Raw genomic sequence first — 12,627 nt, 5'->3', positions numbered from 1 at the left:
GCTTGGCTTAGCTCACGAGCAGGCTCATGTAAGTGGGCCACTCACCGCTAGGACACATTTGCGCCACTTTATATTTCTCCAGCATTTGTAGCGCTTGGCTCTCGTGGTTAGCGCGGAAGTCAAACCCCATCTGGTCGCGATACGGCATTCTACCTCGCCAGTATCCCATTCCTTGATCAAGGAAAACTTTGCTGCGCTTACCCGATACCCAATCTACTGTTATCACTCTCGCGTGTTGAAGCTCCCGGCTTCGTTCTTTGATTTCAACTTCAGGTGAGATGGAGAACTGGCTACCCAACCAAAGCTTAAGAAGAGCTTCTTGATCAAGTTGGAACCTCCAGTCATGACTAATTTGATTGCTGGACTGATCGCCACTGGATGCTAGCGTTTGAATTCGCAGCGACTTAAGTTTTTCATTTTTGAAAAGTTCAAGAAAACCGCTTAACAACATTAACGACCATGGTGATTTCAAATAACGGTCGGAATAGCTGACCACTGCTGCTTGGTCTGTGGCAATCAACTCAGTCAGTTCGGGCGCGTGCTTCTCAATGAGAGTAGCGAGACGTCTATGCAAGCTGCTGATAGGCCCGTCAAGTTCGTGGGTGATTTCGATGACCCGTGCACCCTGCTCAAATTGGCGCCAGGTCCGGACGTCGATAGGCTGACCACCGCAATCAGAAACACAGTCGCTTCCAGCCCATACTATTCCATCGTTGCTACTCAGCCATCCGGCTCCTGGAGTCGCAGCGGAGGCATCGCTGCTAAAAAGACTCTTGATGCCCGACTTGGAACGAATTTGAGCCACCAGGTAAGGCTTGATCAGTGGGAGGGAGTTGTCCATATCCTCAATCACAACCCCAAGACTAGCCAGGTCAAAGAGGGTGTTCTTCTGTTCTTTGCTTAGCGACGCTCCTGAAGGAATTGCCAGTTTCACCTTGAGTTTGTCAGCGATTGCCCAAGTGAGGATTTTTTCACGGAAGTAAGGGTGATCTAGGTCCCAGTCCTCTGCATCTCCCCTCATCACCAAGCAAATAGAGGTGTCGTTTTCACTGCGATCCGCTGAATTGATCGCAGAGGACAAATAGCGGATCGGGCCGGTCGAGCAATAACTAGCCCCCACCACAGTTTCAAACTCGCTGGGCAAGTCTAAATGTTCGATTAGGCCCGACACAGTCAGCCACTCCATGGCGCGTCCACGATCTAGCTCCTCTCGCTCCACTCGACTGTCTTGACCTGCAAGACAGTGCGAGCAGACGTTTTCGCAGTTAACCGGGCAATGCAGCTTCCCTAACGTTTTACGTAATAGCTCGGTTGTATTCGCTAAGCCAGCCAGGACAAACCCGGCTCCTCCGCTGACTTCATCGAACAGCTGAATGACCGTTCGCCCTTGTCCACTTTCGATATCGCGATCAAGACGGAAACCAAAGCCCATTTCTGTGCTGGCAATACCTAAGAGTTCGGCGATTACGTCGCGTAGCGCAACGGCAAGAGTCGTGGCTATAGTTTGCTCTGCCAGACTATCTCCGAGCCACAGGCCTGTCTGGGGACTTCTTAAGTAAAGCTCCATGACGTCAGTGCGAATTTGATAGCCCAAGAACAGGTTAGGCTTAACTGCCGTGCCGGGGCAGTCGAACTCTTTACGACTGCCTGTGATCCCGCCCACTGGCCGGTGTAGCTGATCTGGGAGCAGATTTTTAGGAATGTCACCGAAGGCGAGCATTGAATCTGCACGTCCACAGGTTAGGCACACGGCGTAACCTTTTTCGTGTTCACCGGATGAATGATGAAACACACTGCCATCGTGACCAAATCGAACGAAACCACACCGCTTGTCGGGCAGCGAGATCGTCTCGCCAGTCAGTTGGATGCGAGGTCGTTCGACTCGGATGAACTTCTGAGAAGTGATGTCGTTTGTTGTGGACTCATAAAAGTCGGTTACAAAGCCGCCAGGGCGAAGGACGGTTCGGCGCTCATTTGGTTGAATTGCGTGCATGCAGTGTGAGCACGTTAGCTCGGAGCTGTTGGTATAGGCGTTTTCGATTACGCCTGTCGCTCCACAATTTGAGCATCGCCAGGCGATATCAAATTTTTGTGCTTCGTTCACTTGGCCTGACGCATGCCATTGCAAACTGATTCCTGCCGAACGATAGACTCGCCCATCGATTACCACTTGCGACCCAGGTGCATACTCTCGGATCGCAATGTTTAAGCCGCGAGACGGAAGCTCTTTGTTGTTGAAAATGCTGTCTTCACGACTCTCAGGATGAGTTCGCTGGTGCTTGAAGTCCTCAATGTTGTAGGTATTGAGTGTCACGACATCGGTAGGGAATCCATATCCTGGAAGGAACGCACGGGACGCGAGATCGCGAAGCAAGTACTCACCGTCGTGACGTTTTTTCTCCAGCTCTAGCGCTTTTTTGTACGGTAAATCTGTCGCCGCTTGCAGCTTAGCGTTGAGCTTTCGAGACTCTTCAAGCCACCGGTCCTCCAGAATACGTACGCTTTCCTGAGTCTCGGCTGAGATTGTGCTAAGCAGGCAGCCATCTAAGCAAGTTCCGCTGACAAGGCGTTTGATTGGGTCTGCGAATTCTGTCTGACTACTAATCAGCCAGCTTTTGAATTGCTGGCAGGGTGAGTCGTCTCCGCCAAAAAACCATTGGAGAGTCAGCCTAGTTCGGTCACCGTCACTACTGGTTTTTGACTTTAGGAAAATAGACAAGAGCAGTGAATTGACGTGCCTCTGAACAATGCGAGAAGAGCTTAAAGTAATGGTGGGAGCGGGAATGGCGGTAATGAATGGCCACTTAGGCTGTGCAAACGCGCGCTGGTTATGAGGGTCCGCTTTACATAAGGTGTAGGCTATCGCGCGTGCCTCACTACGGCGTCCGGCGCGTCCCGCCCGTTGCAAATAGTTGGCAGGGTGGGGCGGCAGATTGTTCATCACTACAGCAGAGATGCCCCCAATGTCTACGCCCATCTCCATAGTCGTGGAGCAGTTGAGTACGTTGATATCACCCTTCTTAAACAAATCAACATAGTCATCGAGTCTCTGCGCCGACTGCTGAGCCGAATGTTCTGCGGTTCGATAGTAAAATCCGCCTTCCACGGTACGGTCGCTAATATCGGTCCAGAGATTCTCAGACCGAAGGTGCTGGATGACCGGATCTTGTAAGACCTGCGACCGGATCTGCAATTGCTTGGTCACGGCGCTACCATCTATCTGGAGGTTGGCTAGCGAGGCGAGTTGGATTTTCTGGCAACGGTAGTCTTGCGGACGCAACTTTATGGGTAAATAGGGGGTTAGCCCACGAAAAGTCGAGTCAAAAATTCGGTGCGTTATCGGGCAGAGCCACCCCTCTTCTAATAGAGAAAAGGTCAGGGTTTCTAGTTTCAGGCGATGCCCTGGGTCTGCGGGCTCCAGGATGAGAGCCTGTGTCAGAGCAGACCATGCGGCCTCTAGCCAAGCATTGATTTTGTCCGCATCTGTAGCGACCGTCCGATTCAATCCGGTGGCTTGTTCCAGTAGTTTTACTAACCGATGCGGATTTCCAGATTTTACTTGAGGCCATTTTTTTACTGTTGTGCTTTCTTCCATCTCGATTTTTGGAGAAAACAGCGATTTGGGGGTAAACCTGCTACCCATCCAGGATTGCATGTCGCGATCCATGTTTATAAAGGTGTTCTCGCGCACGTAAAAATCAAGTGCAACTTTAAGGTAGTCGTGCCAGTCCTCAAGAGTTAACCGAGTTTCAGGCGCCGAAAATGGTCCTGTCGCCGGTACCGCGTTTGTTTCCGTCCACATCGGCGGTGTAGAGCTAATTTCTTTGAGACCTCGGTAGGTTACTTTTACGAGGCCGAGAGTTTCGGTACTGTTTTGATTTTTTGGGCGTCGGGAAAATTCCCTAGCCAAAAGTAAGCGAGCCATGGTTGCGCCACCTTGGCTCCCGTCAAAAAGGACCGGGTTGGCGTAGCGGTTGTAGCGCAAGATTGATTGTTCAACATCCTTGGATGCCGCTAGCTCATGCACCATGCTTGCCCAGTCGACGTTGATGATTCGTTTTTGTGGGGCGCTGCCGGATCGTAGCGCGGCTGCTTGTCTGCGAAGATCAGCCGCCATGACACTCATTCCTGACTGTTCTAAGCCTTCTGCGTGGCGCATCAGCAGATCATAGTTGCCGGTAGGAACGTCTTTAGGTTCCGCATCAGCTTTGGCCTGAACGTTACGAAGCGTTTCAAATACCAAGCCACGCAACCGCGAACGCTCGGCTTCTTGTTGCATGCGTACGGCCATACGTGCCGTACCTTGACGGCTATCGGTGAACGTAATTAGCTTGCGCCCCCGACCGGGTAATTCTTCTGGGGAGCGCTCATTACTGTCTTTTTTGTCGGCATCTGGGCAAAACTCCAGCACCGTCGGGACGGCATTCGCAACATAGAACGGAGCGCCCAGGTACGCTTTTCTCAGAAAGCTTTTTTTGTTTGGAAGTTCGTGATCGCAGTGACTACAGCAAGCCGCTTTCTCTTCAGCGATAGTAATGTTGATAGGGCGCGCTGAGTTAGTAGCACATAAGCCGTGGGTGTCGAGATCGAGGCTGACGCTGAAAAAGGGATCTTGTGCGACCTGTAAACCGGCAATTACCAAACGTTGTGCATAAGTACGACTAGTAGTGGGGCCGGTTACCTCGCTTTCAGGCGACGTCTCTTCTTCGCCGCTTTCGTAGCTCAGAGAAAACTCATCTCCTGCGTACGGGCTCAATTGGTGAAGAACCCCGTTGCGATCTTCCGCAATCAAATGCGGAGTTTTACAGTCATCGCAAAATCCTAATTCGTACACTGGGGCGTTGCATTCGCAGCGTGCACGTTGATGAACGTAGACGTTGCCAAATGGCCATTCATTCAGACTGGCAGATTTGACAGTGCAATTGGGGTCTATGCAGGACCATAGTCCATGAAGCATTCGTTGAAAAAGATGGGTCCGTAGCTTAAGAAACGGCGGTTCGTCCTTATGGCGTCGGGTGCCAGTTGATACATCGAGCCAACCTAACACTTCTCGTTGCTGCTCCAGCCGCGAGCCGGGCATCAATTCGGATTTCAGTATCGTCAGTAATTCATTTAAATCTAACGGTTTCGTCGAGTTAACAATCGCATGCCTTAACGAGCGTGCTATTGAATTGCGTCCTAAAGCATCAAAACGGGTCGGTGATATTTCTTGTTCATCCTCGATAGACTGCACGACCTCCAGCGAGGCCTTTTCGACTTTCGAGTCGAACAAGATATCCGGCCAAACACGAGATCCTCCAATGACGTCGACTTGTTCTAGCCGCACTCCTGCGAGATCTGCAAGGTAGCGTTTCAACTTTTCTTCGGCCTCACCCCCGGCGATGGTGGCCGATGTCGCGACAAAACGAATTTCCTCAGGATTTTTACCGAATGCTTGAACGACGCGGCGCAGCAGGAGAGACATTTCTGCGGCTTGAGAACCAACGTAAGTGTGTGCCTCGTCGAGGACAATCCAGCGTAGAGACTGCTGTTGCTTTGAAATCTCCAGGATAGGATTGTCTACCTGACGAACCAGCATGTATTCGAGCATTGTCGCGTTGGTCATTAATATTGGCGCGGGCTCTTTGCGCAAAAGCTCACGTGACAAAACCTGGTTGGGTTTCTGTTCTTGAATCTTACGAATGACCCCTTCGCGTTCTTCAGTTTTACCGTTGTATAAACAAAACCGAATATCTTTACCGTACGCACGGGTCCATGCATCTAATCGCTCCTGTTGAGAGTTGATTAGGGCGTTGAGAGGATAGAGAAATAGCGCTCTCACCCCAATCAAGGATGACTGATTTCGCTCACGCTCCCTGATTAGATCTTCAAGGATAGGCACCATGAAACATTCTGTTTTTCCCGAGCCGGTGCCACTGGTAATGATGGCAGATCGAGGTTTCTCGTTAAGCAACGTTCGCCAAGCCTGAAGCTGGTGCGTATAGGGATGGGCTTCTCTTGGAAAGTCATACGCATGGGCGTTTTGTAATGTATTGAGCAGGCTTTTGGAGAGCAATGACCCCTCTAAGTCGAGAAGACGTTTTTCCGACTCTTTCCAACCAAACGTATGTTCGAAAACCGGCGGAGCCAAAAAGCAGCCATCGGCGCCCAATTCATCAACCATTGTTTCGTTCAGATGGCGGCGAAGCCCTGGTTCGTTAACTCCTAGGACGCCTAAGGTTGCTTCCCGCGTGCGGTTAAGGCTTTGCTCAATTAAATTCGTGAAAAAACGCATCGGAACTCCTTATGCCTCGTCTTCGGAGGCTAGCAAATACGAAACCATCAGTGCGTGAGTAGGTGCGAACCATCCCTGACGGTCAAAATCAGAAACCAATCGAATGGCGAATTTTAGGTACGCCATCGGAACAGGAAGATCATTTAGGGTGGCCTTGCCTGCCGTCACATAGGCCAAAAAAATTGGTAAGTAAGAAACCGCTTTAGTGAAACCAACAGGGGTAATCTCTCTCAAGAATGCAGGTATCGGATTCTGAATGATCCAGCTAGTCAACTCCGCAGTAAGATCGGTAGGCCACTGTCTGTCGGTAGCGTGTTGTTGGCGTAAGGCTTGATTCCAGCCCGGTACCACCAGTTGGGGAGGGATTTTGGTCAGACTGCTTTTATTGCCAGTACTTAGGTAGTCGCCCAAATAATCAAAGCCGGAAACCACAAGTCGCAACACGGCCGCGCGATTCGTTTCAAGGTTTTTGATAAGAATCTCCGGCAAGCCACATGCGATCAGCCCTTGTAAAAATCGTGCATGCGCTTCGGCCCAGATGGGGAGAGGAATTGCTTCCCAGATCACCGCCAGCTCATCGCGAATTCGAGCGCAGAACGCTTCGTCCATTTCTAGTCGGAGCACCGCGAATGCCAGCGCCTCTGGTTGCTTTGACAGTGCCTTCCAGCTTTCAAATGAGGACAATGGCAGGTGCGCGTAGTGTTGCTTTAAGTCCGCTAAATATTGCCAGCCACTGTGTCCGAACTCTTTTGCCATGACGGTGATTTGTTGACTGATGGCGTTTGCGTTGGTTTTGGGGTGAAAAACCTGTGTCGCCCTGTGCAGGGAAAAAACTTCAGTTTGAATTTCAGTAATCGACGAAGTCGACACGAACAGTGCAGGGCGAAATTGAGTTTTACTATCTTTGGCTGGATAGATTAGCCATGGGCCATCACGTTGCATGGTGTTGGGTATAATAAATCGCCCGGTGCCAACATCCTGGCTCTTGAGTTCTTCAATTTTGACTGGCGCTTGTTTAGGATCAGAAAGCAACATTGCTTCAACTTCGGTGTCATTCAAAATTGTCGCGTTACTTATTTCGCAGATCGTGAATGTGTCTCGACTTTCCCATTGCAAGCGGCCGTTGTACCGTCTGATATTCAGGCTGAACGCGCGCTGTTCGGTTTCTAAGGTGAGCTTAATAAACGCGTCTTGTTCGTCGACAGCTCCCAGCATTTGCAGCATGTCATTTTGGTAGCTAAATAAATTTAGCAGCGTGGGCGATGAGCCTACTTTGATCTCATAGTGCCGTTTTGGATGTGGCAGCGCCTCGCACACCAGTTCCAGTTGCATGTAGAAACTTTGCCCTTGAGTTTGCCCTGAGGTCAATGCGATGCGATGTCCTATAAGCTCAGGTAACGTAAGTTCGTGTGCTCGTGAGGGCCGGTCGTCTGGTCCAATAAGCCGGGCTCCTTGATACGGGTACGGGAGGCGAAGTCGTAGTGGCTGATTGCTGCTTTTCTGGTCGATCTCCAGCGTAAAACCAGCAGGAGGTGTATCGCTTCGATGAATAAGGTTGAAAGTGGTTGCGGAGTGTTCAGACTCCAATCGCTTGGCCATTAGCAGCGAGCTGTCGATTTTTAAGTCAAGCTGGAGTGCACCTTTGACCTGCAATCGAGCAGGTTTTTCGGTGGTTGCGGGAAGCAACGAGGTACTGAATTCTTTGGGTAGTACGGCAAAGCGGCGAGTTAAAAGCGTTTTTCCCGTGCGGTTTTTCAAGGTGTAACGAACGACACCGAAGGGCCCGGTACGGCGAGGAGTGTCCAGGGGTTGCCCATTGGCAAATTCTAGAATATCGCCCAGACCAAACTCATAGTCTTCGGGCAACTCAAGTCGTGGCCAACCCAAATATACAACACCTGGGTTACTGTCATAGAGCCCATGAACACCGGCCAGAGCGGGCTTTCGATGTTCGTTTTGATTTTGATTTAATTCGATTCGATAGAGGTCAGGGCCGTTTTGGAGCGATACATCGGCCCGTAGATCCAGCCACTGGCCGCTCTCTTTGTCGGTAGTCAGCAGCGATGGTGCGAGGCTGTCTGACGAAAAACTAAATTTGGTCGGAATGCGAATACGTGCGGACTCACCAGCGACACCGCAAGAAGATGTTCCGACCAATTGCCAGCAATCAACCCGCTGCTCAAAAACTAACGGCGTTTCTTCGTAATCCAACTCGCTGCCGTCGAATTGGAAACATTGAACAACTCGTCCATTGTCGAGTAAGCGCAGCGTGACAGGTTCGCCTAGCCGGCGACGTTCTATTGATATTGAGGGATTGGAGAAGCGGATCGTCAGACGCGACTCGTTCAGCTGGGCATACACCGCAGGCCCACGAGCTAATATGTGCTCACCTTCGTAATAGGCTTGATCGAGCCGAGTGCTACCCAACTGCTGGGGATCAATGTCAAATGAGTGTTCCTTTGGCAAGGCCAGCTCTGTCCTAATCCTCCAGTCCGGCAGTGTGCCTAATAGAAAATGCTCACAGGTGAATGCTCTGGCTTGAATTAGGGCCTCTGTTCTATCAAGCCGCTGCTTGCCAGCATCATGTAGCCAATCATTAATCAGGCCTCTAGCGTTAGTTTCATCGAGAGGGATTGGAAAGGCTTCTGTCCACGCAGGAGCGACTTTATCCAGGTAAGCAGCAGGGTCTTTCTGATCCTTAAGCGGATATTGCCCAGCCAGATGCATCAACTGTTCAACAATGCCGGCAAGCAGTTGCCTGGTTTCTAGATTTCGAAAGGGAATTGGCAATTCATCTTCGTGCGCCGCTATTAGGTCAGCAGTTGTTCGGTGGCTGCTCCCTGCACTGAAGAGATTAATACCTCGATTGACGGCTTTGCCAAAGCCATGCGATTCCTTTTGAACCAGGGGCCAAGGTAGCCCACCTTCTGCAAAAAGGGACCCTAGCCAATCCCTACCGTTTTCACGGTACCGAATAGGGCGTTTCCAGTATTCCAGTCCTTTACTGGTCAAGGTTGCATGCTGGTTGTGTGAAAGTGAGACGGCTAACTCACTCTCAGCGCCTGACCAGGACCATGAGCTGTTGTAATTTCTACGGTACTGCTCACTGACGAATAAACAAAAACATGCTCCCAGGTGTATGACCTGAACTGGACTGGACGCTAGGCGAAGGTACTTTTGAAGTAAATCGCGTAAGGATGCGTACTCGTGTTCGGACAGTTGGTAGCTGTACAGAGGTTTGCCGTTAGGTCCTTTGAATAGCTCGCGGGTGAGCAAAAACTCGCTGAGCCAGGCTTTTATGGGATTTACAGCAGGAGTGAACGCGGTCATTGACGCAAATCCTTATGCTGAAGATTCAAAAGCATGCAACGCAGTACAGACGTATCGACGACGTCTACAGCTGCACCACCTCAGTTTTTTAGGCGTGTGTCACTGTGCCATCTTCGCGAAACGCCGTCGACATTTGTATCTTGATGAAGTTGAAAGCTCTATTCGATGCTCATTCTCGCAAAACACCTCGTGGGATATCTGTCGATGGGTTCGACGTTCAAACAGCCGGTGGGAGAAAAATTGACCACTTGCGCGCAGCCAGCTGTATAGAAATTTCCTACATTCGTGTCCGTAGCCATGTCGCTACTTATCTAGGAGACGAATCATGCAAAAGCCCCACCTCGGAATCATCTGCCACATGGCAAAGGGTACTGCGAACAAACCGTCCAGTGGCGACGCGAAAGGCGGCGCGCGTCCAACGGGTATTAACCAATTTCCAGGAGGGAACTGGCCCAGTAAGGTCCATGGTGGACAATCCGGACGCAATCGTGGTCAGGGACCCAAGGCATAACGACTTTATGGACTGTCTTTCGCAAGGATGCGAACAGTTAAAAATTCACCTGATGGAATCCCTGCCAATGGCCAGCAACCACTCGCCACAACCACCGTACCCACGACTCGGCGAATGCTATCGGTTACTTGCGAGGGCATTAGACACAAAATCTGGTAGCCGTCAGATTGATCGTCTGGCGAGGGAGGGGGATTTCGACTGGCAACTTATCCCTCAGCTTCGTGAAGACTTCATATGGAATCCCCTATCAAAACGAGCCGGAGAAACCTTTGCGCACTTCATCATGGCGGCTGTGCAGACTCTTCATGAGGGGTATGTGCGTCTGGTTAAGACAATACAATTGGATGCGCTGACCAGATCGCAAAGTCTGCCCGCGCTGATCACCAACCTGTACGCACCTTATGCCGCCTCATTCCTGCTAGAGATGCGCAAAGCTATACCCAGCCCACCTATTGTGACTCTGCTGGATACGCAGCGGCACGCTGTCTATGTGGTGTTTGATTGGCTTGAAAGCGAATTAGGTATTGCGCCGAAACAACTCGGTCACTGCCTTTATCCAGACTCCACGGGTGTGAACAAAAATGGTCGTCAGGAACGGTACGTCGAGGAAGGCTACCTGCCCATCGGCAACAATGCCGCTGAACGAGCCATCCGCCGCTTCGTGATCGGAAGAAAGAACTGGTTGTTCAGCGACACGGCCAGAGGCGCCAAGGCCAGCGCTCAACTTTATAGCTTGGTCGAGACTGCCAAAGCCAACGGCCAAGAGCCCTATGCGTGGCTGCGCCACGCACTGGAGCGCCTGCCCAGGGCGACCTCTGTCGAAGATTACGAAGCCCAGTTGCCGTGGAACTGCTCCCCGACATCGCTTAGTTAAAAGCGCCACTCATCTTGAATTCGGTGGGGTTTATGGACCGCTTACCATAGAAAAAGCCCCGTAGTTAAATAAACTACGGGGCTTTTTCGTTTCTGAGGTCAAGCAATCTTTACTGGCTTTATCAGGCTTTCTGCAGGGATCCCAAACATCTCATGCAGCTTCCAAATCATCGGCAGCGTAAGAGCCCGCTTACCGTTCAGGACCTCATAAACCCGATTCTGTCGGCCAATAGCAGGGACCAGATCAGCCGCTGATAGCCCCGACTGCTCCATTCTGAAACGAATGGCATCCACCGGGTTGGGCAAGTCCACCGGGAAGTGCTTCGCTTCGTAGACTTCAATGAGTGTAATCATCACATCCAGATAGTCGCCTTCAGGCGTCCCGGGTTCCGGCTCGTTGTCGAACAATGGCGATACAGCCTTCAGCGCGTCCCGGTAGTCTTGCTCGGTGTGGATAGGGCGAATATTCATGGCTTACTCCATTTCAACGGTATCGGCATCAATGACGTCGTACTGCTTATGCGTACCGACAAATTTGATGTAGAGGGCGCCGTAGCGATAGGCCACGGCGACCACGAGCCGATAGTCGTTACCTCTGATGTTGAACACGACCCTGCGGCTTTTTAGAACGCTGGCGTGACGAAATTGAGCCTTGATATCAGCCGGGCTCTTCCAGTCCGCTTTCTTGACCTCGTCTATCCATGCAAGGAATGATTGCTCTGCATCCAAGTGTTTTTGCCAAAAAGCCTTTAGGTGACTGACAGCGACGATTCTCATTAATGATCCTAGTCCCAGCATGGGACTTCTTCAAGTGCGTTTCATCCGATGGGTCATGTTTAGATAAGCCGTAGGTCTCATAAAGCGCGAAGCGGGAGGCGAGGGATTTGGTTTCTGGGTGTTTTTTCCCTCTGTCGGAAACGGGTGTATCCGAACGCACTCAAATAAACCTTCAACCACGACCGAATAACTCCCTCTACTGCGGTGTTCACCATACAGACCACCCAGGAAACGCCCATGAACACCCCAACCGACCGCTACGACCGCCTGACCCGCACCTTCCACTGGCTGACCGCCGCCCTGGTGATCTTCATGTTCGCCAGCGCTCATATCTGGGAAAACCTGGAAAAAGGCACGCCGCTGCGCAAGGGCCTGCAATCCGTCCATATCTCCCTGGGTATCGCCCTGGCGGTGCTGATTGCTGCACGTATCCTCTGGCGTCTGTTCGGTGGCAATCACCCCAAGGCTGACAGCCACCCGGCGCTGAACGTGGCCGCCAAAATCGCCCACGGCTGTCTATACCTGTTACTACTGACGCAGGTGCTCCTGGGCTTCCTGTTTCGCTGGGCGCAGGGCGAGCCTTTCAACTTTTTCGGACTGTTCCCCATCCCGGCGCCATTCGTGATCGATCACGAGTGGCGCGGCACCTTGGGTGGCCTGCATAACAATGTCGCGTGGGCGATCATTGTGCTTGCGGGGCTGCATGCCTGCGCCGCGCTGTGGCATCACTACATCAAGCGTGACAGCACCCTGCGCCGCATGCTGCCCGGCCCTCGGGGCGACCTTCAACACTGAGTTTGCTGCTGTACTTTCCCTATCGTTACGGAGCATTACAACCATGAAGAATCGCCACGAACACGCC

The 12,627-nt window shown here is 51.5% G+C and carries 5 protein-coding genes and 1 pseudogene; 2 read left to right on the top strand and 4 right to left on the bottom strand.

Annotated elements, in window-relative coordinates; translation table 11 throughout:
- Positions 1–7: 7 nt before the first annotated feature.
- Both ACZRN6_RS02630 and ACZRN6_RS02625 read right to left on the bottom strand, forming a co-directional pair.
- Complete coding sequence (locus ACZRN6_RS02630) at positions 8–6,274, bottom strand: DEAD/DEAH box helicase (RefSeq protein ID WP_464007136.1); 6,267 nt, start codon at positions 6,272–6,274, stop codon at positions 8–10.
- Positions 6,275–6,283: 9 nt separating this feature from the next.
- Positions 6,284–9,604 (bottom strand): STY4851/ECs_5259 family protein, encoded by a 3,321-nt coding sequence (locus ACZRN6_RS02625; RefSeq protein ID WP_464007135.1) that lies wholly within the window; start codon positions 9,602–9,604, stop codon positions 6,284–6,286.
- Positions 9,605–10,701: 1,097 nt separating this feature from the next.
- Here ACZRN6_RS02625 and ACZRN6_RS02620 point away from each other — a divergent pair.
- Positions 10,702–10,989, top strand: a pseudogene (locus ACZRN6_RS02620) (transposase domain-containing protein); the annotation flags it as partial.
- Between the two features lie 98 nt (positions 10,990–11,087).
- Here the strand turns inward: ACZRN6_RS02620 and ACZRN6_RS02615 are convergent.
- Positions 11,088–11,459 (bottom strand): helix-turn-helix domain-containing protein, encoded by a 372-nt coding sequence (locus tag ACZRN6_RS02615; protein WP_010176581.1) that lies wholly within the window; start codon positions 11,457–11,459, stop codon positions 11,088–11,090.
- A 3-nt stretch (positions 11,460–11,462) separates the two neighbouring features.
- Positions 11,463–11,765 (bottom strand): type II toxin-antitoxin system HigB family toxin, encoded by a 303-nt coding sequence (locus ACZRN6_RS02610; protein ID WP_464007134.1) that lies wholly within the window; start codon positions 11,763–11,765, stop codon positions 11,463–11,465.
- Between the two features lie 237 nt (positions 11,766–12,002).
- On the opposite strand from ACZRN6_RS02610, the gene ACZRN6_RS02605 reads away from it, so the two are divergent.
- On the top strand, positions 12,003–12,560 hold the full coding sequence (locus ACZRN6_RS02605; protein WP_322143766.1) for a cytochrome b: 558 nt from the start codon (positions 12,003–12,005) through the stop codon (positions 12,558–12,560).
- Positions 12,561–12,627: the final 67 nt, after the last annotated feature.

Source organism: Pseudomonas sp. A125 (assembly GCF_055409485.1).
The sequence above is the reverse complement of the archived record's forward strand: the minus strand, read 5'-3'. Positions and strand labels throughout refer to the sequence as shown.

Coding starts and splice junctions, on each gene's coding strand:
- ACZRN6_RS02625 (WP_464007135.1), bottom strand. CDS start 9,604: ATGACCGCGTTCACTCCTGCTGTAAATCCCATAAAAGCCTGGCTCAGC.
- ACZRN6_RS02630 (WP_464007136.1), bottom strand. CDS start 6,274: ATGCGTTTTTTCACGAATTTAATTGAGCAAAGCCTTAACCGCACGCGG.
- ACZRN6_RS02605 (WP_322143766.1), top strand. CDS start 12,003: ATGAACACCCCAACCGACCGCTACGACCGCCTGACCCGCACCTTCCAC.
- ACZRN6_RS02615 (WP_010176581.1), bottom strand. CDS start 11,459: ATGAATATTCGCCCTATCCACACCGAGCAAGACTACCGGGACGCGCTG.
- ACZRN6_RS02610 (WP_464007134.1), bottom strand. CDS start 11,765: ATGAGAATCGTCGCTGTCAGTCACCTAAAGGCTTTTTGGCAAAAACAC.